This is a genomic window from Leclercia sp. AS011 (assembly GCF_037152535.1).
Taxonomy (GTDB): Bacteria; Pseudomonadota; Gammaproteobacteria; order Enterobacterales; family Enterobacteriaceae; genus Enterobacter.
In genome coordinates, this window is sequence record NZ_JBBCMA010000001.1 from 1,880,534 (window position 1) to 1,904,316 (window position 23,783).

General features: G+C 56.9%; 18 protein-coding genes. 10 read left to right on the forward strand and 8 right to left on the reverse strand.

What is annotated here, in order from left to right; all coding sequences use genetic code 11:
• Window positions 1-1,908: an ABC transporter ATP-binding protein gene (locus WFO70_RS09010; RefSeq protein WP_337015715.1), complete on the reverse strand. Its 1,908-nt coding sequence runs from the start codon at window positions 1,906-1,908 to the stop codon at window positions 1-3.
• Between the two features lie 12 nt (window positions 1,909-1,920).
• The gene (gene rlmKL / locus WFO70_RS09015) at window positions 1,921-4,029 is read right to left on the reverse strand and encodes a bifunctional 23S rRNA (guanine(2069)-N(7))-methyltransferase RlmK/23S rRNA (guanine(2445)-N(2))-methyltransferase RlmL (protein ID WP_337015716.1); all 2,109 of its coding nucleotides are present in this window, start codon (window positions 4,027-4,029) and stop codon (window positions 1,921-1,923) included.
• Between the two features lie 99 nt (window positions 4,030-4,128).
• Here rlmKL and WFO70_RS09020 point away from each other — a divergent pair, with 99 nt between their 5' ends.
• Window positions 4,129-5,238 carry a YcbX family protein gene (locus WFO70_RS09020; RefSeq protein WP_337015718.1) on the forward strand — a complete coding sequence of 370 codons (1,110 nt, stop codon included), beginning with the start codon at window positions 4,129-4,131 and terminating at the stop codon, window positions 5,236-5,238.
• Here WFO70_RS09020 and zapC read toward each other — a convergent pair.
• Both zapC and pyrD read right to left on the reverse strand, forming a co-directional pair.
• Window positions 5,235-5,771: a cell division protein ZapC gene (zapC, locus tag WFO70_RS09025; protein WP_337015720.1), complete on the reverse strand. Its 537-nt coding sequence runs from the start codon at window positions 5,769-5,771 to the stop codon at window positions 5,235-5,237. The two genes, WFO70_RS09020 and zapC, sit on opposite strands and share 4 nt — an antisense overlap.
• A gap of 167 nt (window positions 5,772-5,938) precedes the next feature.
• Window positions 5,939-6,949, reverse strand: coding sequence for a quinone-dependent dihydroorotate dehydrogenase (pyrD, locus tag WFO70_RS09030; protein ID WP_337015722.1), 1,011 nt, complete (start codon window positions 6,947-6,949; stop codon window positions 5,939-5,941).
• A 248-nt stretch (window positions 6,950-7,197) separates the two neighbouring features.
• On the opposite strand from pyrD, the gene ssuE reads away from it, so the two are divergent.
• Genes ssuE through ssuB form a run of 5 tightly spaced genes read left to right on the forward strand, consistent with a single transcriptional unit; the run spans window position 7,198 to window position 11,435 of the window.
• Window positions 7,198-7,773, forward strand: coding sequence for an NADPH-dependent FMN reductase (gene ssuE / locus WFO70_RS09035; protein WP_337015724.1), 576 nt, complete (start codon window positions 7,198-7,200; stop codon window positions 7,771-7,773).
• Window positions 7,766-8,728: a sulfonate ABC transporter substrate-binding protein gene (locus WFO70_RS09040; protein ID WP_337015725.1), complete on the forward strand. Its 963-nt coding sequence runs from the start codon at window positions 7,766-7,768 to the stop codon at window positions 8,726-8,728. Before ssuE ends, WFO70_RS09040 begins: the two co-directional genes overlap by 8 nt.
• Window positions 8,725-9,870, forward strand: a complete 1,146-nt coding sequence (gene ssuD / locus WFO70_RS09045) for an FMNH2-dependent alkanesulfonate monooxygenase (protein WP_337015726.1) — start codon at window positions 8,725-8,727, stop codon at window positions 9,868-9,870. Before WFO70_RS09040 ends, ssuD begins: the two co-directional genes overlap by 4 nt.
• 9 nt (window positions 9,871-9,879) lie before the next feature.
• Window positions 9,880-10,671, forward strand: a complete 792-nt coding sequence (gene ssuC / locus WFO70_RS09050) for an aliphatic sulfonate ABC transporter permease SsuC (RefSeq protein WP_337015727.1) — start codon at window positions 9,880-9,882, stop codon at window positions 10,669-10,671.
• Window positions 10,668-11,435: an aliphatic sulfonates ABC transporter ATP-binding protein gene (ssuB, locus tag WFO70_RS09055; protein ID WP_337015728.1), complete on the forward strand. Its 768-nt coding sequence runs from the start codon at window positions 10,668-10,670 to the stop codon at window positions 11,433-11,435. The genes ssuC and ssuB overlap by 4 nt, the downstream gene beginning before the upstream one ends.
• An 86-nt stretch (window positions 11,436-11,521) precedes the next feature.
• On the opposite strand, the gene pepN is transcribed toward ssuB, so the two are convergent.
• On the reverse strand, window positions 11,522-14,134 hold the full coding sequence (pepN, locus tag WFO70_RS09060; protein ID WP_337015729.1) for an aminopeptidase N: 2,613 nt from the start codon (window positions 14,132-14,134) through the stop codon (window positions 11,522-11,524).
• Window positions 14,135-14,398: 264 nt separating this feature from the next.
• Between pepN and pncB the strand changes: the two genes are divergently transcribed.
• The 4 genes from pncB to WFO70_RS09080 all read left to right on the forward strand — a co-directional run bounded on the left by pncB (window position 14,399) and on the right by WFO70_RS09080 (window position 20,307).
• Entirely contained in the window at window positions 14,399-15,601 is a 1,203-nt protein-coding gene (gene pncB / locus WFO70_RS09065; RefSeq protein ID WP_337015730.1) for a nicotinate phosphoribosyltransferase, read from the forward strand.
• A gap of 163 nt (window positions 15,602-15,764) precedes the next feature.
• Entirely contained in the window at window positions 15,765-17,165 is a 1,401-nt protein-coding gene (gene asnS / locus WFO70_RS09070; protein WP_337015731.1) for an asparagine--tRNA ligase, read from the forward strand.
• A gap of 609 nt (window positions 17,166-17,774) precedes the next feature.
• Window positions 17,775-18,932, forward strand: a complete 1,158-nt coding sequence (locus tag WFO70_RS09075) for a porin (RefSeq protein WP_442913372.1) — start codon at window positions 17,775-17,777, stop codon at window positions 18,930-18,932.
• Between the two features lie 184 nt (window positions 18,933-19,116).
• Entirely contained in the window at window positions 19,117-20,307 is a 1,191-nt protein-coding gene (locus tag WFO70_RS09080; protein ID WP_156263346.1) for an amino acid aminotransferase, read from the forward strand.
• 110 nt (window positions 20,308-20,417) lie between these two features.
• On the opposite strand, the gene WFO70_RS09085 is transcribed toward WFO70_RS09080, so the two are convergent.
• The 3 genes from WFO70_RS09085 to ldtD form a co-directional block, all read right to left on the reverse strand.
• A complete protein-coding gene (locus WFO70_RS09085; protein WP_337015734.1) occupies window positions 20,418-21,065 on the reverse strand; it encodes an MBL fold metallo-hydrolase in 648 nt (215 codons plus the stop codon).
• A 19-nt stretch (window positions 21,066-21,084) separates the two neighbouring features.
• Complete coding sequence (locus WFO70_RS09090) at window positions 21,085-21,633, reverse strand: YcbK family protein (protein WP_337015735.1); 549 nt, start codon at window positions 21,631-21,633, stop codon at window positions 21,085-21,087.
• Window positions 21,634-21,810: 177 nt separating this feature from the next.
• Window positions 21,811-23,634, reverse strand: coding sequence for a L,D-transpeptidase (gene ldtD / locus WFO70_RS09095; protein ID WP_337015737.1), 1,824 nt, complete (start codon window positions 23,632-23,634; stop codon window positions 21,811-21,813).
• Window positions 23,635-23,783: the final 149 nt, after the last annotated feature.

Sequence of the window (23,783 nt, forward strand, 5' to 3'; positions counted from 1 at the left end):
TTATGCGCCGTTTTTCAGAGCCTCAAGATATTCCCAGCGTTCAAATGCCTCTTCCAGCGCCTGCTCAGCCTGGGCCATATCGGCCAGGACCTTTTGCGTATGGTCATGCGGCTGGCTAAAGAATGACGCGTCGGCCACCTGAGCCTGCAAACTTTCGAGACTGGCTTCGAGCTCTTCCAGACGCTGCGGCAAGCCTTCCAGTTCGCGCTGTAGGTTATAGCTTAGCTTGTTACCGCCGCGTTTGACATTTTCTGCTTTGGTTACAGCAACTTCCGCTTCACTCTTCACTTTTGGCTGTTTTGTCGCCAGGGACTGCGCCTGTTGCCCACGGGCATCGTGGTAACCGCCCACATAGCGCCCGATACGGCCCTGGCCTTCGAAGATCCAGCATTCGGTCACGGTATTGTCCACGAACTGACGATCGTGGCTGACCAGCATCACCGTTCCCTGATAACTATCAATCAGTTCTTCAAGAAGTTCCAGCGTTTCAACATCAAGATCGTTTGTCGGTTCATCGAGGATCAGCAGGTTGCTGGGTTTCAGGAACAAACGCGCCAGTAACAGGCGATTACGCTCCCCGCCGGAGAGCGCACGAACCGGGGTCATGGCCCGTTTTGGATGGAACAGGAAGTCCTGCAGATAGCCCAGCACATGGCGCGGTTTTCCGTTCACCATCACCTCCTGCTTACCTTCTGCAAGGTTGTCCATCACCGTTTTGTCCGGGTCCAGTTCGGCACGGTGCTGGTCGAAGTAGGCTACTTCCAGCTTGGTTCCGCAGTGGATGCGGCCGCTGTCGGCCTTCAGCTGGTCCAGCATCAGCTTCAGTAGCGTGGTTTTGCCGCAGCCGTTCGGGCCGATAAGCGCGATTTTGTCCCCGCGCTGTACCTGTGCGGAGAAGTCTCTCACCAGCACTTTGCCGTCAACCTGATAGTTAACGTTTTCCATCTCAAAGACGATTTTTCCGGAGCGGCTCGCCTCTTCAACCTGCATCTTCGCGCTGCCCATCACCTCACGGCGTTCGCTGCGCTCACGGCGCATCGCTTTCAGGGCGCGGACGCGGCCTTCGTTACGGGTACGACGGGCTTTAATGCCCTGACGGATCCATACCTCTTCCTGGGCCAGCTTGCGGTCGAACTCGGCGTTTTGCAGCTCTTCTACCCGAAGATTTTCCTCTTTTTCCAGCAGGTAGGTGTCGTAATCGCCCGGATAGGTCACCAGCTTGCCGCGGTCAAGATCGACAATGCGGGTCGCCATGTTGCGAATAAACGAACGGTCGTGCGAGATAAAGATGATGGTGCCGCCGAAGGTTTTCAGGAACCCTTCCAGCCAGTCGATAGTTTCGATATCCAGGTGGTTAGTCGGTTCATCGAGCAGCAGCACTTTTGGCCCGCTGACCAGTGCCCGGCCCAGCGCCGCTTTACGCAGCCAGCCGCCGGAGAGGGAGGCCAGCGGCATGTCCGCTTCCAGCCCTAACTGTGCCAGCACTTCGTTGATGCGATTTTCCAGCTGCCACAGGCCGTGGTGATCCAGCAGCTCCTGCAGACGCGCCATCTCGTTGAGGTTTTTGGTGCTTGGGTCGGTCATCACCAGGTGCGAGATCTCGTGGTAGCCCTTCAGGTACTCCGCCTGCTCGGCGATGCCCTCGGCCACAAAATCATAGACGCTGCCCTGCACGTTACGCGGCGGATCCTGTTGCAGACGCGCCACCACCAGGTCCTGCTCGTAAACGATACGTCCGTCATCCAGCCCCTGCTCGCGGTTCAGGATCTTCATCAGGGTCGATTTACCGGCGCCGTTACGGCCTACCAGACAGACACGTTCGTTATCTTCGATATGCAGTTCTGCGTTATCGAGAAGCGGTGCGTCGCTGAATGACAGCCACGCGCCGTGCATACTAATTAATGACATTTACTTTTCCTTTCAGGCGGCGGTAATCAGCCAGCAGTTGTGGATCTGACGGTTACGGGCAAAATCCTGGGACAGGGTTTTTTGACTGATCTCTTGTGCTTTCAGCCCCAGTTGTTCCAGCCCGTCGTGATCCATGCGGAAGCCGCGCTTGTTGTTCGAGAACATGATGGTGCCGCCCTTACGCAGCATCCGTTTGAGAGCCTTCATCAGCGCCAGGTGGTCGCGCTGAACATCAAAAGACTCTTCCATGCGTTTGGAGTTGGAGAAGGTTGGCGGATCGATAAAGATCAGATCGAACTGCTCTTCCGATTCGCGCAGCCAGCCCAGCACGTCGGCCTGCAGCAGACGGTGCGCCCGGCCGGTCAGGCCGTTGAGACGCAGGTTGCGCTCTGCCCACTCCAGATAGGTGCGGGACATGTCGACGGTGGTGGTGGTGCGTGCGCCGCCCAGACCCGCATGCACGCTGGCGCTGCCGGTATAGGAGAAGAGGTTCAGGAAGTCCTTCCCTTTGCTCATCTGGCCCAGCATGCGGCGGGCGATACGGTGGTCGAGGAACAGACCGGTATCGAGATAATCGGTCAGGTTGACCCACAGGCGCGCATTATATTCGCCCACTTCGATAAACTCGCCCTTGCTGTTCATCTTCTCGTACTGATTTTTACCCTTCTGACGCTCACGCGTTTTCAGGATCAGCTTGTTCGGGGCGATGTTGAGCACGCTGATGGTCGCGGCAATGATATCCAGCATACGCTGACGCGCTTTCTGCGGATCGACGGTTTTTGGCGGGGCGTACTCCTGCACCACCACCCACTCGCCGTAGCGGTCGACCGCCACGTTGTACTCCGGCAGATCGGCGTCATACAGGCGATAGCACTCAATGCCTTCCTGCTTAGCCCATTTTTCAAATTTCTTCAGGTTCTTACGCAGACGGTTGGCGTAATCTTCCGCGATGCTGGCCGGCTTGCTGTCAGCCTCTTTCTCGGCCAGATGGTAGTTCTTCTGCACGCAGTCCAGCGGGCCGTTTTTGGCTTTGAACTGACGCTCGGCGCGCAGCTGCAGGCAGCTCAGCAGCTCCGGCGAGGCGCTGAACAGGGAGAGGTTCCAGCCGCCAAACAGATCCTTCATGGTGCGACCCAGCAGGCTATGCAGGGCAATCAGCGCTGGTTCGCTGTCCAGACGTTCGCCGTACGGCGGGTTGCTGATCACCGTCCCGTACGGGCCTTTCGGCAGCGGATTGGTGAGCTGAGAGACATCCTTCACCTCGAAGGAGACCAGATCACCAATCCCGGCGCGACGGGCGTTGCTGCGTGCGCGTTCAATCACGCGGCTGTCGCTGTCGGAGCCGTAGAAACGGGATTCATAGGCCGCCAGACCTGCGCGGGCGCGGGTCTGGGCTTCGGCTTTGACGTCCTGCCAGGTGGCTTCGTCGTGCTGCGCCCAGCCCTTAAAGCCCCACTGACCGCGGTGCAGGCCCGGTGCGCGGTCGGTTGCCAGCATGGCCGCTTCAATCAGCAGCGTACCGGAACCGCACATCGGATCGAGCAGCGGCGTACCCGGCTGCCAGCCGGAACGCATCACAATGGCCGCCGCCAGGTTCTCTTTGATTGGCGCGATACCCGCCCGGTCGCGGTAGCCGCGCTGGTGCAGGCCTTCGCCACAGAGATCCAGCGCGATACTGGCGATCTCTTTATTCAGACGCACGTTGATACGCAGATCCGGATTTTCACGATCGACGTTCGGACGCTCAAGATTTTTACGGGTAAAGCTGTCGACGATGGCATCTTTCACCTTCAACGCGCCGTACTGGCTGTTGCGGATCTCGTCGTTCAGGCCGCTGAAGTGCACGGCAAAAGTGGCGCCCGGGGCAAAAATTTCTGTCCAGTCGATAGTCTGCACGCCCAGATAGAGATCGAGATCGCTGTAAACCTTACACTCTCTCATCGGCAACATGATGCGTGACGCCAGGCGACTCCACATCAGGCTCTGGTAAATAAGCCGCGTGTCGCCCTGAAAATGGACACCACCCTGAACCACCTGGCACTCTTGCGCGCCCAGGCTTTCCAGTTCAGTTTTTAACAGCTCTTCCAGCCCACGGGCCGTACTGGCAAACAGAGAATTCATATCGTCACTTTTACTCTAAGAAAATTGCTGCGCATTATAGCCAATCTGGGCTCTATGTCATAAAGTTGAGGGCTTATTTTCATTTGAGGGGACGGTGCCGTGGCAACGTTATCCAGGCTTTTCATTCATCCGGTCAAATCCATGCGTGGTATTGGGCTCACGCATGCCTTCGCAGACGTCAGCGGTTTTGCCTACGATCGCATTTTTATGGTCACCGAAGCGGATGGCACGTTCATTACCGCACGCCAGTTCCCGCAGATGGTTCGCTTCACCCCGGCCCCGGTTCAGGATGGCCTGCATCTCACGGCGCCGGACGGTTCCAGTAGTATCGTTCGCTTCAGCGATTTTGCGCCAGCGGATGCCCCTACTGAAGTGTGGGGCAACCACTTTACCGCACGTATCGCCCCGGAGGCGATCAACCGCTGGCTGAGCGAGTTCTTCTCCCGCCCGGTACAGCTCCGCTGGGTCGGGCCTGAAATGACGCGCCGCGTCAAAAATTATGCCGCGGTGCCGCTGTCGTTTGCCGATGGCTTCCCGTTCCTGCTCACCAACGACGCCTCGCTGCGCGATCTGCAAAAGCGCTGCCCGGCCAGCGTACAGATGGAACAGTTCCGCCCGAATATGGTGGTCACCGGCGCAACGGCCTGGGAAGAGGACACCTGGAAAGTGATCCGCATCGGCGACGTCATCTTTGACGTGGTGAAACCCTGCAGCCGCTGCATCTTTACCACCGTCAGCCCGGAAAAGGGGCAGAAGCACCCGGCCGGTGAGCCGCTGAAGACCCTGCAATCCTTCCGCACCGCCCAGGATAACGGCGATGTGGATTTCGGTCAGAACCTGATCCCGCGCTCCAGCGGCGTGATCCGCGTGGGCGATGAGGTGGAGATCCTCTCAACCGGACCCGCCCGGCTCTACGGCGCAGGCGCTGAAGAAGAGGCTACCGAGGTGGAGACGCAGCCCGCAACGGCGGTAACCATCCAGTGGCAGGGTCAGACGATACGCGGTAACAATCAGCAGGTGTTACTGGAGCAGCTGGAACAGGCCGGTATTCGCGTGCCCTATTCCTGTCGTGCGGGGATCTGCGGATGCTGTCGCATCACGCTGGTCGAAGGCGAAGTGAGTGCGCTGAAGAAATCGGCCATCGGCGACGACGGCACCATTTTGTGCTGCAGCTGTGTACCGAAAACCTCCCTCCAGCTGGAAGCTTAAACGGCCTGCTCGAGACTGAAGCTGACCGGCTGGGGTTTCAGTCGGTCGTTCATCACTTTAATCGGGTCGCCCAGTTGCATAGTGCGCCCGGCAATGGTCACCGCTGGCTGCGCCAGCAAACAGAGGGCGGCGTTGTCGCCCGGCTCCACCACCAGCAAATTCACCTGCTCGGCATTTTCGCTCAGGCTGACGCAGGCGGCATCGCCAAGGGTCGGCGACCAGCGCTCACCGTGAGCGAGGAAGTGCCAGCTTTTTGGCATCTGAGGTTTAAGGAAGCGGATCGCCACCAGCGCATTGAGCACCAGTTCGGCGCGTTGCTCTTTCGACAGCTCGAGGTCACGGCACTTCTCTTCAAAGTAAAAATAGAGTGCGGCGTCATCGACGCAAAAACCGGTATCGGCAAAGGCGTCCGGGGTTAACATCCGACGGGCAAAACGAGAACGAAACAACATACCATTGGCAAGATCGAGCATCATACGATCGTGCTCGTCACAGAAATACCAGCGCCAGTTATCGTCAGGTTTAATTCGCATCTGTCTCTCCCGTTCCCGAAACGTCCTGTCTTAAGAAAGTCCTTATTGCCGCTTCGCTTTTTTAACTTCAATAATCAAAGACTACAATGTCTAATAAAGCAACAGTCCGGGAATATAAAACAACCAGAGCTGGAAATAAAGCCCTGGTTGTTAGTGATGCTTAAAGATTAGATATGATTAACGATTTCTTTAATCAGCGGCGGGCCTTTAAAAATAAAGCCGGAATATATCTGCACCAGCGAAGCGCCAGCCGCCATTTTCTCGCGCGCGGCTATCACCGAATCAATCCCCCCCACGCCAATAATCGGCAGGCGACCCATTAATTCCTGCGACAGACGACGAATAATTTCGGTACTTTTTAACTGCACCGGACGCCCGCTCAGGCCACCCATTTCGTCGCAATATTTCATCCCCTGAACCAGGGAACGATCGAGGGTGGTATTGGTGGCAATAACACCATCAATATTATGGCGAACCAGACTGTCGGCAACCTGCGCCAGCTCTTCTTCGGTCAAATCCGGGGCGATTTTAACGGCCACCGGGACATATTTATGGTGCGTCGCCTGGAGTTCATTTTGTTTATTCTTGATGGCGAGTAATAAATCGTCGAGCGCTTCACCGTATTGCAGCGTGCGCAGGCCCGGGGTGTTAGGGGAAGAGATATTCACCGCGATATACCCGGCGTAGGCGTAGACTTTTTCCATACAAATCAGATAGTCATCTTTGCCCTGCTCAACCGGCGTATCTTTATTTTTGCCGATATTAATGCCCAGCACCCCGTCGAAATGGGCTTTTTTTACGTTCTCAACCAGGTGATCGACGCCGAGGTTATTAAAGCCCATGCGGTTGATCAGCCCTTCGGCCTCGACCAGGCGGAACAGGCGCGGCTTGTCGTTACCCGGTTGCGGGCGCGGCGTGACGGTGCCGATTTCGATTGAGCCGAAGCCCATCGCACCCAGTGCATCAATGCACTCACCGTTTTTATCCAGCCCCGCCGCCAGACCCAGTGGGTTTTTAAAGGTTAATCCCATGCAGGTAACCGGCTTCTCCATCACCCGCTGGCGCACCAGCGCTTCGAGTGGGGTTCCGGTAATACGGCGTAATTGCTGGAACGTTAATTCATGAGCGCGCTCAGGATCGAGCTGGAAAAGGGCTTTACGAACGAAGGGGTAGTACATGAACTCTCCTGGATTCCCGGTGTGCAAACCGGGGGCGTATTATCTTCGATCGCAGCGGGAAAGGGAATTGACCTGCGGCAAAAAAAGCGTCATGCCACGCAATCGTTTACTTTTAACCCCTCCTTTATTCATTTTTTGGCATTTATCTTGCGGATAAATCATTTAGTGGAATAAGTCAGCGATGCCACACTGCCAACAAATGTTATCAATGTTAGATAAAAGCAAACAATTGGTTATAAGGAGCATCTATGCGCGTCATAACGTTGGCCGGCAGTCCGCGATTTCCTTCCCGCTCCAGCGCGCTGCTGGAGTACGCCAGGGAGCAACTGACTTCCCTGGATGTGGAAGTGTTCCACTGGAATCTGCATAACTTCGCCCCGGAAGATCTTCTCTATGCCCGCTTCGACAGCCCGGCGCTGAAAACCCTGAATGAGCAACTTAAGGATGCTGACGGGCTGATCGTCGCCACTCCGGTCTATAAAGCCTCCTTTTCCGGTGCCCTGAAAACCCTGCTCGATCTGCTGCCGGAGCGCGCGCTGGAGGGGAAAATCGTTCTGCCGCTGGCCACCGGCGGCACCGTGGCCCATCTGCTGGCGGTGGATTATGCCCTGAAGCCGGTGCTCAACGCTCTGAAGGCACAGGAGATCCTGCACGGCGTGTTTGCCGACGACTCTCAGGTGATCGACTACCAGCACAAGCCCCACTTTACCCCGAATCTGCAAACCCGTCTCGACAGCGCCCTGGAGACCTTCTGGCAGGCGCTGCACCGCCGTGACGTCCAGGTTCCCGCGTTTGGTCTGCACAAAGGAGTTGCCCATGTTTAAATCCCTTGCACGTCTGAGCCTGGCGGGCCTGATTGCTCTCTCCGGCCTGGCGCAGGCTGCCGAGCCCGCGCCCGAGAGCCTGCGTATTGGTTACCAGAAAGGCAGCGTCAGCATGGTGCTGGCGAAAAGCCATCAGCTGCTGGAAAAACGCTACCCGGACACCAAATTCTCCTGGGTGGAGTTCCCGGCAGGCCCGCAGATGCTGGAGGCGCTGAACGTCGGGAGTATCGATCTCGGCAGCACCGGCGATATCCCGCCAATCTTTGCCCAGGCCGCCGGGGCGGATCTGGTCTATGTCGGCGTTGAGCCGCCAAAACCGAAAGCCGAAGTGATCCTGGTGCCTGAAAACAGCCCGATTAAAACCGTGGCGGATCTCAAAGGCCACAAAGTGGCGTTCCAGAAGGGTTCCAGCTCGCACAATCTGCTGTTGCGTGCCCTGCAGCAGGCGGGTCTGACCTTTAAAGATATTCAGCCGATTTATCTTTCACCGGCAGATGCCCGCGCCGCCTTCCAGCAACACAACGTCGATGCCTGGGCAATCTGGGATCCTTACTACTCCGCGGCCCTGCTGCAGGGTGGCGTGAAGGTGCTGAAGGATGGCGAAACCCTGAAACAGACCGGCTCCTTCTATCTGGCCGCTCGCCCTTATGCAGAGAAAAACGGTGAATTTGTGCAGGGCGTGCTGAATACCTTTAGCGAAGCGGATGCGCTCACCCAGAGCCAGCGTCAGGCCAGTATCGCCCTGTTAGCCAAAACGATGGGTCTCCCGGAGCCGGTCATTGCCAGCTACCTGGACCACCGCCCGCCAACCGTCATCAAACCGGTGGATGCCAAAACCGCCGTGTTACAGCAGCAAACCGCTGACCTCTTCTATGACAACCGCCTGGTGCCGAAAAAAATCGATATTCGCGACCGTATCTGGCAACCCACTGCGCAAAAAGGAGCTAAATCATGAGTCTGAATCTGTTCTGGTTTTTACCTACCCACGGTGACGGGCACTATCTGGGCACCGACGAGGGCGCGCGCCCGGTGGATCATGCTTATCTCCAGCAGATTGCCCAGGCCGCAGACCGGATTGGCTTTACCGGGGTACTGATCCCGACCGGACGATCCTGTGAAGATGCATGGCTGGTGGCGGCGTCGATGATCCCGGTGACCCAGCGCCTGAAGTTCCTGGTGGCCCTGCGCCCGAGCGTGACGTCACCGACGGTAGCCGCCCGCCAGGCCGCAACCCTCGACCGCCTGTCGAACGGACGCGCCCTGTTTAACCTGGTGACAGGCAGCGATCCGCAGGAGCTGGCAGGCGATGGCGTCTTCCTCGATCACACCGAGCGTTACGAAGCCTCCTCTGAGTTCACCCACGTCTGGCGTCGCCTGCTGGAGGGGGAAAACATCACCTTCGAGGGTAAACATATTCATGTTCGTGATGCCAAACTCTTCTTCCCGCCGATCCAGCAGCCGCGTCCGCCGCTCTATTTTGGCGGTTCTTCCGACGTCGCGCAGGATCTGGCCGCCGAGCAGGTAGACCTCTACCTCACCTGGGGCGAGCCGCCGGAACTGGTTAAAGAGAAGATCGAGCAGGTGCGCGCCAAAGCCGCGGCCCATGGTCGTAAAGTGCGCTTCGGGATCCGTTTGCACGTGATAGTGCGCGAAACCACTGAAGAGGCATGGCAGGCCGCCGATCGCCTGATCGCCCATCTGGATGATGACACCATTGCTAAAGCCCAGGCCGCCTTTGCCCGTACCGACTCGGTGGGGCAGCACCGGATGGCCTCCCTGCACAACGGCAAGCGAGAGCACCTGGAGATCAGCCCGAACCTGTGGGCCGGCGTGGGGCTGGTGCGCGGCGGCGCGGGTACGGCGTTAGTGGGTGATGGCCCCACCGTGGCGGCGCGTATCAATGAATACGCTGACCTCGGTATCGACAGCTTTATTCTGTCCGGCTATCCGCATCTGGAAGAGGCGTACAAGGTGGGCGAACTGCTGTTCCCGCATCTGGATGTCTCCATTCCGCAGATCCCGCAGCCGCAGCCCCTGTTGCAGCAGGGTGAAGCGGTCGCTAACGAATTTATTCCGCGCAAAGTCGCCCAGAGCTAAGGAGATCCTATGGCTAACCCCTCCCGAAAATGGCTGCTGAGAATTGCGCCCTGGCTGCTCCCTGTGGGTATCGTCCTTATCTGGCAGCTGGCATCCTCTGTGGGTTGGCTGTCGAACCGCATTCTGCCCTCCCCGGAGGGCGTTGTGGAGGCGTTCTGGTCCCTGAGCGCCAGCGGTGAGCTGTGGCAGCATCTGGCGATCAGCTCCTGGCGCGCGGTGATTGGTTTTTCCATCGGCGGATCGATTGGCCTGACGCTGGGCCTGATTAGCGGCCTGTCCCGTTGGGGCGAGCGTCTGCTGGACACCTCCATCCAGATGCTGCGCAACGTGCCGCACCTGGCCCTGATCCCGCTGGTGATCCTGTGGTTTGGTATCGACGAGTCGGCGAAGATTTTTCTCGTCGCCCTCGGCACCCTGTTCCCGATCTATATCAATACCTGGCATGGCATTCGTAATATCGACCGCGGGCTGGTGGAGATGGCGCGCAGCTACGGTTTGTCCGGCTTCGCCCTGTTCATCCATGTCATCCTGCCGGGTGCCCTGCCCTCGATCATGGTCGGCGTGCGTTTCGCCCTCGGCCTGATGTGGCTGACGCTGATCGTGGCGGAAACCATCTCCGCCAACTCCGGGATCGGCTACCTGGCGATGAACGCCCGCGAATTCCTGCAAACCGACGTGGTGGTGGTTGCCATCGTTCTCTACGCCCTGCTCGGCAAACTGGCAGATGTCAGCGCCCAGTGGCTTGAACGCCGCTGGCTGCGCTGGAATCCGGCCTACGCGATAAAGGAGGCACACGCATGAATACGGCTCGCTTAAATCAGGGCACACCGCTGCTGCTCAACGGTGTCACCAAACGCTACGGCGAAAACACCATTCTCAACGAACTGGAACTGCACATTCCCGCCGGGCAATTCGTGGCGGTGGTGGGGCGCAGCGGCGGCGGTAAAAGCACCCTGCTGCGTCTGCTGGCCGGACTGGAGCAGCCGAACGGCGGTGAGCTGCTGGCCGGAAATACCCCGCTGGCGGAGATCCAGGACGATACCCGGATGATGTTCCAGGACGCACGTCTGCTGCCGTGGAAAACGGTGATTGATAACGTCGGGCTGGGGCTGAAAGGCAACTGGAAAGCGCAGGCGCTACAGGCGCTGGCCGCCGTCGGGCTGGACAATCGCGCGGGTGAGTGGCCTGCCGCCCTTTCCGGTGGCCAAAAACAGCGCGTGGCGCTGGCCAGGGCGTTGATCCATCGCCCGGGGCTGTTGCTGCTGGATGAGCCGCTGGGGGCGCTGGATGCGCTGACGCGAATCGAGATGCAGGATCTGATCGTCTCGTTATGGCAGGAGCACGGCTTTACGGTCCTGCTGGTGACCCACGATGTGAGCGAAGCCGTAGCCATGGCCGACCGGGTGCTGCTGATCGAGGATGGCAAGATTGGGCTGGATCTGACGGTGGACATTCCCCGTCCTCGCCGGGTGGGTTCGGCGCGGCTGGCGGAGCTGGAAGCAGAGGTGTTGGATCGGGTGATGAAGCGTGGGGCCAGTGAGGTGCACGCCAGAAAGCACGGATAAAAAAGCCGGGCGGCGCTTACGCTTGCCCGGCCTACGGTTACGTTTTGTAGGCCGGGTAAGGCGAAGCTGCCACCCGGCATTTACAATCAGGCCAGCGCCTTGCTGATCTTCTCGTACAGATCCCCGGACAGATTCTCCAGCCCTTTCAGCTGCTCCAGCGCGGCACGCATCTTCGCCTGACGCTGGGCATCATAGCGCTTCAGACGGATCAGCGGCTCAATCAGACGTGACGCCACCTGCGGGTTACGGCTGTTGAGTTCGGTCAGCATCTCCACCATAAACTGGTAGCCGCTGCCATCTTCCGCATGGAAGGCGGCCGGGTTGCTGCTGGCGAAGGCACCAATCAGGGAACGGACGCGGTTCGGGTTGCTCAGGGTGAATGAGCGGTGGTTGAGCAGGCTGCGCACCTTATTCACCACGTCAGCGGCCGGGCTGGTGGCCTGCAGAATGAACCACTTGTCCATCACCAGACCATCCTGATGCCATTTGTCGTCATACTCCTGCATCAGCGCATCACGGCATGGCAGCTCCGCGGCGACGCTTGCGGCCAGCGCGGCCAGGGCGTCAGTCATGTTGTCAGCCGTGTGATACTGCTGGCTGACCAGCTCGTTGGCGAGCGCCGTCTCGCCAAACGCCAGGTAGCGCAGGCAGGTGTTACGCAGCGCACGCTTGCCGATATCGGCATGCTCAACGCGGTACGCATCCAGCTTGTTGTGGTTGTAGATGGCGAGGAACTCATCCGCCAGCTCGGTTGCCAGGGTACGGGTCAGGGCTTCACGCACTGCCACGATGGCAATCGGGTCGATAATGTCGAACAGCTCGGCGATCTCCGTCGCGGACGGCAGAGTCAGAATTTCAGCCGCCAGCGCCGGGTCGATCTTCTCATCCAGCAGAATGGCGCGTAAGGCATCCGCAACATGGACCGGCAGAGAGAGCGGCTGGCCCTGCTGATGACGGTTAACGTTCAGCTTGATGTAGGTTGCCAGCAGGCTCTGGGCAGCATCCCAGCGCGAGAAGTCGTTACGCGCGTGGCGCATCAGGAAGGTCAGCTGCTGATCGCTCCACTTGTACTCCAGCTTAACCGGCGCGGAGAATTCACACAGCAGCGCAGGCACCGGCTGGAAGTAGACGTTATCAAAGACAAAGGTCTGCTCGGCCTGGGTCACGTTCAGCACGTTATGCACCGGGTGACCGCCTTTCTGCAGCGGGATCACCTTGCCTTCGTTATCGTACAGCTCAATGGCGAACGGAATATGCAGCGGGTGCTTCTCTTCCTGCTCGGCCGTCGGCGGCGTGCGCTGGCTGATGGTCAGGATGTACTGCTCGGTTTCCGGGTTGTAGTCGTCTTTGACGGTCACAATCGGCGTACCGGCCTGGCTGTACCAGCGGCGGAAGTGGGACAGATCGACGTTAGAGGCATCTTCCATCGCCTGCACGAAATCGTCGCAGGTGGCGGCGCTGCCGTCATGACGCTCGAAATAGAGCTGCATCCCTTTCTGGAAATTCACTTCCCCCAGCAGGGTGTGGATCATGCGGATGATTTCGGAACCCTTCTCGTACACCGTCAGGGTGTAGAAGTTGTTCATCTCAATCACTTTGTCCGGACGGATCGGGTGCGCCATTGGGCTGGCATCTTCGGCAAACTGCAGGCCGCGCATGGTGCGCACGTTGTTAATGCGGTTAACCGCGCGTGAGCCCAGATCGGAGCTGAACTCCTGATCGCGGAAGACGGTTAAGCCCTCTTTCAGGCTCAGCTGGAACCAGTCGCGGCAGGTAACGCGGTTGCCGGTCCAGTTATGGAAATATTCGTGACCGATGACGCGCTCGATATCGAGGTAGTCTTTATCGGTGGCGGTATCGGTACGCGCCAGCACGTATTTGGAGTTAAAGACGTTAAGACCTTTGTTCTCCATCGCGCCCATATTAAAGAAGTCGACGGCGACAATCATATAGATGTCGAGGTCATACTCGAGGCCGAAACGCTCTTCGTCCCACTTCATGGAGTTAATCAGCGAGGTCATCGCCCACGGGGCACGATCGAGGTTGCCGCGATCGACAAACAGCTCCAGCGCCACTTCACGGCCGTAACGGGTAGTGAAGGTGTCGCGCAGGACGTCAAAATCGCCCGCCACCAGCGCAAACAGGTAGCAAGGTTTCGGGAACGGATCCTGCCACTGCACCCAGTGACGACCGTTTTCCAGATCCCCCTCGCCGACGCGGTTGCCGTTGGAGAGCAGGAAGGGATAGGTGGCTTTATCAGCAATGATTTTGGTGGTGAAGCGGGCCAGCACATCCGGACGGTCGAGATACCAGGTAATGTGACGGAAACCTTCAGCTTCACACTGGGTACAGAGGGCGACACCCGACTGGTATAACCCCTCCAGCGCGGTATTGGATGCCGGGCTGATTTCATTGACGATGCGTAAGGTAAAACGCTCCGGCAGGTTGTCGAGCACCAGCTGGTTGTTTTCTTCTTTATAGTCAGTCCATGCGGTGTCGTTGACGTGCACCGACACTAAGGTCAGATCTTCGCCATCAAGACGCAGCGGCACCGCCGTGGCGTTATGGCGTGTCACCTGGCTTACCGCCGTGACAACGGTTTTTGTGGCATCCAGGTCAAAAGTCAGATCGATATCGCTAATCAGGTAATCCGGCGCACGGTAGTCGTGGCGGTATTTGGCTTGAGGCTGTTGTGTCATAGAAAACCTTTTGCATCGTTTGTCGAATAACGAGTCAGTCTATTCCTGTTGTGGAAAACGCGCTATGCAGAATGTTCATCTTTTCAGTCACAAACACTCTATTTGCTACATTTATATAACATGCGGCACGAAATGCACTCGACCCGGGTTTAGGCTTATGGTGTGATCGGGGTTCAATAAATCGCTAAACAGGGTATACTCCAGCGGTTTCAATAGTTGTTTATTGTACTAAACGCTCCCGTGAGAGGATGCTATTGCGCGCCTATGACTCGATTCGCTTCACCTGTTCTGCATACGCTGCTGGATACCGACGCGTATAAACTGCACATGCAGCAAGCCGTTTTTCACCGCTACCACGACGTACAGGTGGCGGCTGAGTTCCGCTGCCGGGGTGATGATTTGCTTGGGATCTATGCTGATGCCATTCGTGAGCAAGTCGACGCTATGCAGCATCTCCGTCTGCGGGACGAAGAATTCCAGTGGCTTTCCGGCCTGCCCTTCTTTAAAGAAGACTACCTGCAGTGGCTGCAAAATTTCCGCTACGACCCGACCCAGGTGCAGATCAGCAATGATAACGGCAAGCTGCATATTCGCCTTGAAGGCCCGTGGCGGGAAGTGATCATGTGGGAAGTGCCGCTGCTGGCAGTGATCAGCGAGCTGGTACACCGCTACCGTTCCCCGGAGGCTGGCGTTGAGCAGGCGTTGGCTGAGCTGGAACACAAGCTGGTTGATTTTGCCCAACTGACCGACTCGCTGGATATGTCGCGTTTCCGCCTGATGGATTTCGGCACCCGCCGCCGTTTCTCCCGCGAGGTGCAGCAGGCCATCGTCGAGCGTCTGCAGCAGGAGCCGTGGTTTGTCGGCACCAGCAATTACGATCTGGCCCGCCGTCTGAACCTGACCCCGATGGGTACCCAGGCGCACGAGTGGTTCCAGGCGCATCAGCAGATCAGCCCGGAACTGGCGACCAGCCAACGTGCGGCGCTGGCGGCCTGGCTTGACGAATACCCGGACCAGCTCGGTATCGCCTTAACCGACTGCATCACGATGGATGCCTTCCTGCGCGATTTCGGCCCGGAGTTCGCCACCGCCTATCAGGGGCTGCGCCACGACTCCGGCGATCCGCAGGAGTGGGGTGAGAAAGCCATCGCCCACTATCAGAAACTGGGCATCGACCCGATGAGCAAAGTGCTGGTCTTCTCCGATAATCTCGACCTGCCAAAAGCGGTAGCTCTGTACCGGCACTTCTCCTCACGCATTAATCTGGGCTTTGGCATCGGCACCCGTTTGACCTGCGATATTCCTCAGGTAAAACCGCTGAATATCGTCATTAAACTGGTGGAATGTAACGGCAAGCCGGTGGCGAAACTCTCCGACAGCCCGGGCAAAACCATTTGCCATGACAAAGCCTTTGTGCGGGCGCTGCGCAAAGCGTTTGACCTGCCGCAGGTTAAAAAAGCCAGCTGATTCTTTTCAGGGAGCCTGCCAGGCTCCCTCGCCTGATTTATTTCTTATTTCTTCCCTTATCATTGCGAATTCTGCTTGTCTGATGGCGGATGCCAGGTAACATAGATATCCCCCCATTGAAGGGGATACAGATTTTATTTTTGGACTACATAGAGAGACTATTATGAGCGTTGTGCCTGTAGCCGACGTACTCCAGGGCCGCGTTACCGTTGACAGCGAAGTCACCGTGCGTGGATGGGTGCGTACCCGCCGAGATTCAAAAGCTGGCTTTTCATTCCTCGCCGTTTATGACGGTTCCTGCTTTGATCCTGTACAGGCCGTTATTAATAATTCTCTGCCCAATTACAATCAGGAAGTGCTGCGTCTGACCACCGGCTGTTCCGTGGTAGTGACCGGCAAGATCGTGGCCTCTCAGGGTCAGGGTCAGAGCTATGAACTGCAGGCCACCTCGATTGAAGTGACCGGCTGGGTTGAAGATCCGGATACTTACCCGATGGCGGCAAAACGCCACAGCATCGAGTATCTGCGTGAAGTGGCTCACCTGCGCCCGCGTACCAACATGATTGGTGCCGTGGCCCGCGTTCGTCACACTCTGGCGCAGGCGCTGCACCGTTTCTTTAACGAGCAGGGTTACTTCTGGGTTTCCACTCCGCTGATCACCGCCTCCGACACTGAAGGCGCTGGCGAGATGTTCCGCGTCTCCACGCTGGACATGGAAAACCTGCCGCGCACCCCGGAAGGCAAAGTGGACTATGACAAAGATTTCTTTGGCAAAGAGTCCTTCCTGACCGTATCTGGCCAGCTGAACGGCGAAACCTACGCCTGCGCACTGTCCAAAATCTACACCTTTGGCCCAACCTTCCGGGCCGAGAACTCCAACACCAGCCGTCACCTGGCGGAATTCTGGATGCTGGAGCCGGAAGTGGCCTTTGCCGACCTCGATGACGTGGCTGGCCTGGCGGAAGCGATGCTGAAGTACGTCTTTAACGCGGTGCTCACCGAGCGTGCGGACGACATGAAATTCTTCGCCGAGCGCGTCGACAGCGATGCGATCGCCCGTCTGGAGCGTTTCGTCTCTGCTGATTTCGCCCAGGTTGATTACACCGATGCGGTGAAGATCCTCGAAACCTGCGGCCAGAAATTTGAGAACCCGGTGTACTGGGGTGTTGACCTCTCCTCCGAGCACGAGCGCTACCTGGCTGAGAAACACTTCAAAGCTCCGGTGGTTGTTAAAAACTATCCGAAAGACATTAAGGCGTTCTATATGCGCCTTAACGAAGACGGCAAAACCGTCGCCGCGATGGACGTGCTTGCCCCGGGCATCGGTGAAATCATCGGTGGTTCTCAGCGTGAAGAGCGTCTGGATGTGCTGGATGCGCGCATGGCGGAGATGGGCCTCAACAAAGAGGACTACTGGTGGTATCGCGATTTACGCCGTTACGGCACCGTTCCGCACTCCGGTTTCGGTCTCGGCTTCGAGCGTCTGATCGCTTACGTGACCGGCGTTCAGAACGTGCGTGATGTGATTCCTTTCCCGCGTACTCCGCGCAGCGCCACATTCTGATTAAGTAATACTCAATGGCCAGCCTCTGCTGGCCATTATTTTATCCTGCACTGTCAACTTATGTCAGTTGAAAGTCATCCTCCTTAAAGAGCAACCCCGCAAAATCCTCTTCACTGTTACGCTTTATTTCCATGAAATATCTTTGCACATAAAATAAACTGTAGTCTTATTGCGCCTAATACTCTTCTCAAGCATTAGCACACTTTTTGTGCAAACACTCAGCTATCCAGACGTCTATATTCCGTAATAAGAAAAATAGTGCGCTAATGCTTCGGATCATAAAAAAAGTCATTAGCTAAAATTAAGATAAGCAATTCATATAGATAGAATTAGTGAAGCTTTAATTTTCGCCATTCAACTCTGAACTTTGAGATGCCTCACAAAGTTCCTCAAAATACATGTTTTGTTACACATATTTTCTTTTTGTAACTCTATCTTGATGTTTGTAGCACTTTCAGGGTGGCGGAACGGTAATTTGAATGGAAAGATGCCTGTCAGACACATAAAGACACCAAACTCTCATCAATAGTTCCGGAAATATTTATTGACAGAATTTATTGACGGCAGTGGCGAGTGTCATAAAAAAACCAATGAGGGTAATAAATAATGATGAAGCGCAATATCCTGGCAGTGGTTATCCCTGCCCTGCTGGCAGCCGGTGCAGCTAACGCAGCAGAAATCTATAACAAAAACGCTAACAAGCTGGACTTCTACGGTAAAGCTGTAGGTGAGCACATCTGGACCACCAACGGTGACACCAGCAACGAAGACACCACCTATGCCCGTATCGGCTTCAAAGGCGAAACCCAGATCAACGACCAGATCACTGGTTACGGTCACTGGGAATACAATATGGATGCTTCTAACACTGAAGGTTCTCAGGGTACTAAAACCCGTCTGGCCTTTGCTGGTCTGAACTTCGGTGATGCAGGTTCTATCGACTACGGTCGTAACTACGGCGCAATCTACGACGTCGCAGCTTACACCGATATGCTGGTTGAGTGGGGCGGTGACTCCTGGGTTGCTACCGACAACTTCATGAACGGTCGTGCTACCGGCCTGCTGACCTACCGTAACAGCAACTTCTTTGGTCTGGTTGATGGCCTGAGCTTCGCTCTCCAGTACCAGGGCAAAAACGACCGCAGCAACGCAGTTTCTGCAACCTACACTGACGACGGCCAGCTGATCAACATCGGTCGCGGCGGTAACGGCGCTAAAGGTAACGGCGACGGCTTCAGCTCCTCTGTACAGTATGATTTCGGCGAAGGCTTCGCGCTGTCTGCCGGTTATGAAACTGCTGACCGTACCAACGAGCAGGTTGCCGCTGGCACCTCTGCTGCATGGGCAAGCGCAGGCGGTGACCGTGCTGAAGCATGGGCAACTGCTGCTAAATACGATGCAAACAACGTCTATGCTGCGGTTCAGTACGCTGAAACCACCAACATGACTCGTGAAGCTGACAACAACTTCGCTAACAAAACCCAGAACATCGAAGCTGTGGTTCAGTACCAGTTCGATTTCGGTCTGCGTCCATCCGTGGGTTACGTGCAGTCTAAAGGTAAAGACCTGAAAGCACGTGGCACCTTCTCCGGCGGCGATGCTGACCTGGTGAAATACGTGGAAGTGGGTACCTGGTACTACTTCAACAAGAACATGAACGTGTACGCTGCGTACAAATTCAACCTGCTGGACGACAACAACTACTCTGAGTCTGCTGGTCTGGCGACCGACGACCAGGCTGCTGTTGGTATCGTTTACCAGTTCTAATCAGTACACCACTTTGTTATATGTCTAATAAACAGGGCTTCGGCCCTGTTTTTTTATGCCTGAAAGCCAAAAATGGCGACTTTTGAAAAGCCGCACGCTTTTTGTAGCAAACGGTTGGCATTTTGTAGAACTATCGTTAACCTGATAGCGGATTTCACTTCCGTAACCACAATGGAACTTCGTCATGTTTGAGAACATTACCGCCGCCCCTGCCGACCCAATTCTGGGCCTGGCCGATCTGTTTCGTGCCGATGACCGCCCTGGAAAAATCAACCTGGGGATTGGTGTCTATAAAGATGAGACCGGCAAGACCCCGGTACTGACCAGCGTTAAAAAAGCTGAGCAGTATCTGCTGGAAAACGAAAATACCAAAAACTACCTCGGCATCGACGGTATTCCGGAATTTGGTCGTTGCACTCAGGAGCTGCTGTTCGGCAAAGGCAACGCGATTATCAGCGATAAACGTGCCCGCACTGCACAGACCCCTGGCGGTACGGGTGCCCTGCGCGTGGCGGCGGATTTCCTCGCCAAAAACACCAGCGTAAAAACCGTCTGGGTGAGCAACCCAAGCTGGCCGAACCATAAGAGCGTCTTCAACTCTGCCGGTCTGGAAGTGCGGGAATACGCTTACTACGACGCGGCGAACCACGCTCTCGACTTTGACGGTCTGCTGGCCAGCCTGAGCGAAGCGCAGGCGGGTGATGTGGTGCTGTTCCACGGCTGCTGCCATAACCCGACCGGCATCGATCCGACGCTGGAGCAGTGGGAACAGCTGGCGAAACTGTCCGTCGAAAAAGGCTGGCTGCCGCTGTTCGACTTCGCCTACCAGGGCTTTGCCCGCGGTCTGGAAGAAGACGCCGAAGGCCTGCGCGCGTTCGCCGCGCTGCATAAAGAGCTGATTGTTGCCAGCTCCTACTCCAAGAACTTCGGCCTGTACAACGAGCGCGTAGGTGCCTGTACGCTGGTCGCTGCCGATGAGCAGACCGTCGATCGTGCGTTCAGCCAGATGAAATCCGTTATTCGTGCTAACTACTCCAACCCACCGGCTCACGGTGCGTCTGTGGTTGCGACCATCCTCAGCAATGACGCGCTGCGCGCCATCTGGGAGCAGGAGCTGAACGACATGCGCCAGCGCATCCAGCGTATGCGTCTGCTGTTCGTGAATACCCTGGCGGAGAAAGGTGCGGATCGCGACTTTAGCTTCATCATCAAGCAGAACGGCATGTTCTCCTTCAGCGGCCTGACCAAAGAACAGGTTCTGCGTCTGCGTGAAGAGTTTGGCGTGTACGCGGTGGCTTCCGGACGTGTTAACGTGGCGGGGATGACGCCAGATAACATGGCGCCGCTGTGCGAAGCGATTGTGGCTGTGCTGTAAAACGTTAAGCCGGGCGGCACTGCGTTTGCCCGGCCTGCACGTAGCCCCGGTAAGCGTCAGCGCCACCGGGCAAAAAAAAGCCTGCTTTGAGCAGGCTTTTTTAATGTTCGTTACCAGACCGGCAGTTCATCCTGCAGGAACGGGTTATGCAGCCGCTCGTGGCCCAGCGTCGACATCGGGCCGTGGCCAGCGATAAAGGTCACATCATCGCCCAGCGGCAATAACTTCTCTTTGATCGAGCGGATCAGCTGCGCATGATCGCCACGCGGGAAGTCGCTGCGCCCTACTCCGCCTTTGAAGATCACGTCGCCGGAAATCAGCAGACGCGACTGGTCATCAAAGAAAACAATATGGCCTGGCGTATGGCCCGGGCAGTGTAAGACCTGTAACGCTACATTACCGACGCTGACGGTCTCACCTTCATTCAGCCAGCGATCCGGCGTCAATGGCTGACACTCATCCAGACCAAACATGCGGCTTTGTGCCGGCAAGCCCTGCAGCCAGAACTCATCTTCTTTTTCCGGACCCACGATGGGCACACCGTAGTGTTGCGCCAGCTCGGCCGCGGCACCCACGTGATCGAGATGACCGTGGGTGAGTAAAATCTGCATTAAGGTCACGCCAGCGGCAGCGACTTCCTGTTTGATTTTCTCGGCATCGCCACCGGGATCGACCAGCGCCGCCAGTTTGGTTTGTTCACACCAGATAATCGAACAGTTCTGGGAGAACGCGGTGACCGGAATAATACGGTAGTTCATACTGCTCCTGATTTCGTTATTACCAGTGCCGCAGTGGCCCGGTATCAATATGCACAAAGTTGCTACGTGGGTAATATCCTACACCACCTGCGCGCATAGATAACGCAGCTTTGCGAACATTGGCTAACGAAACGCCTTCAATATGGAAATCCATCGCCTGCCCTTTGGTGTGATAACTTTTTTTAGCGACACCACGGCTGTGGGCGCGTAGTTCGTTATTGGTATCAAGGGAGCGGTAACCGGAGATGAGCTGGACCGGTTTACGGGTGCCCAGCAGGCCCTGCAGGCGGTAAAGCTGATCGAACAATCCTGGATCGATGGCTTTAATCTTATTTGCGCGGAAATCGCGGAAAAAATGATTAAGCTTTGCTAATTCATCCTGAATATAGCCCCGGCCATCAAAAAACTCCGCTTTTATCGACTCACCTGTATGCAGGTTATTTAGCGTCAAAATGCGTGGACGAGGGGTAGAGAGCGTGGCAAATGATGGCGTCGGTAAGATGGCAGCGCCCAGCGCAATGCCCCCTAACGCCAGCAACTTACGGCGATTAGCGTCGAATTTGTCCATGGTAATCAGGTCTACAGGTCAGAGTTATCGTCTATATGCACTACAGCGCACGAAGGGCACCTTACCGGGCAAACCTGTCACCGTCAAGGTAGCCGAATCCAGGAAATACGGGGCTTGCAGCCGCAAGCCCCGTTTTTTTTTCCACTCAGGCTACCAGATTTTTCCGAACTTCTTCATTTACCTGATCAATTGCTCTGCCCGGGGGATAATTTCTGTGTTGGACCGGGCGATCTCATCATAATTGTAAATATCTGTACGATACTGCGTCCGACCGTCCTTGCCGACGAAAGCCGTCAGATAGTACAGATTAACCGGAATATTTTGGCGGATATTCACATAACGCGTGTCGCCCTGCTTCAGCGCGTCGGAGATACGTGTGTCGTTCCAGCCCGCGTCCTGTAACAGCATGTTAGCCAGTTCTGACGCTTTATTTACCCGCACGCAACCGGAGCTGAGTGCCCGAACGTCCTTCTGGAACAGGTTGTGGTTAGGCGTATCGTGCAGATAGATGGCATCCGAGCTGGGCATGTTGAATTTATAACGACCCAACGAGTTATGCGCTCCCGGTGCCTGCTGGAAACGGAACGGCAGATTCGAAGGCGTAATGGTCGCCCAGTCTACCCGCCACGGATCGATGGCCTCTTTACTGTTCCAGCCCCGCAGGACGGTATAGTTGTGGCGTTCAAGATAGCCCGGGTCATCCCGCAGTTTCGGCAGAATATCATTGCGTGCCAGCGTCGGTGGCACATTCCACGGCGGGTTGACCACCACGTTGTTCAGGGCGCTGCTCATCATCGGCGTTTTACGATCCGGACGGCCAACGATGACTCTCGATGCCAGCACTTCGTTGCCGTTCTGATAGTAGACCAGTGAGAAGGCCGGGATATTCACCATAATCCCGGTGGAGAGCGTGGCCGGCAGCAGGCGCAGACGCTGGATGTTCAACGCCAGCACCCCCGCACGCTGAGCAGGAGTGAGATTCAGCGCGTCGCGCGTCCCCTGTCCAATCACGCCGTCCGCGCCCAGCCCCTGGGTGGTCTGGAAGGCTTTAACGGCCTCAACAAGGCTGCGGTCATAGGCGGCCGGCTTGCTGGCGACAGATTTCTTTTTCTTCTCAACCGGCGGGGCTGAAGGACTGACAACCACGCTTTGCGGATCGTCGCCCGGCAGGGCAATTTTAGGCCCGCCGTCAATCACGCCGGAGCGTTGGAGGATTTCACGCAGGGCCGGGACGTCGCTGCTCCACTGCCCCGGACTCAGCCTGGCGGTGCCCTGCAGCTTCGGCCAGGGGCGCGTATCGGCCACCAGCTGGAGTAGCGACTGGTGCATCACCGCATACTGCGGATGCGCCGGGGCAAGTCTGGAGATAAAGTTCGGTACCGTCCCGTTATCCAGCGCCAGCTGCCACTGGTTAATCACCGACAGCGGCGGGGTCGCCATCTTGTAGGGTTTGGTACTGTAGAGCCAGCGGTTGCCGTTGACCGGGATCCCCGCGACAAACTGCAGGTAGCCCATCATCGCATCGGAGAGGATCACGTCCCGCGCCATGCCGGTAACCGCAGGCTGAGTCAGCAGTTCCACCCAGGCGGTAAACTGCGGCTGGAAGCCGGCGATAGCGACTTCGGCAAGCTGCTGCTGGAATGCCCGCACGGCATCGCGATCGTCCCACATGGGCTTCATGTCGCGGGCGGCATACAGCAGCGTAAGCTGATTGAGATAGACCGGAGAGTAGCCCGCCGGCAGCGACGACAGCAGCTGTTCGCGGCGTTGTTCCGCGCTGACATCGGCAGGCAGCGGCCGGATACCGGCCATGATGGCGGTGGCTGGCGATTGTTCCAGCGGTTGTGACAGCGACGTAGGCTGTGCACCCATCGTGGCGGAGCTGTCGACCGGAACCAGTTCGGGCTCATCGGCCCGGGCAGAAAACAGTGGAGCCACTACTACCGTCAGGCACAAACTGAGTGCCGACAGCTGACGACCGTACATTTTTTTCAGCAACATCCCTTGCCCCCTGTTTGCTTTACGACGAGCCCTCATCACCGGGGCTTCAATTCATTATAGGAAGACAGACCGGCACCAGCCTTGCCTTATGTAAAGAAGTTTAAAGTTAACGCAGCCGCCAGTACAAGCTCAAGGAATAAAAAAAGGCG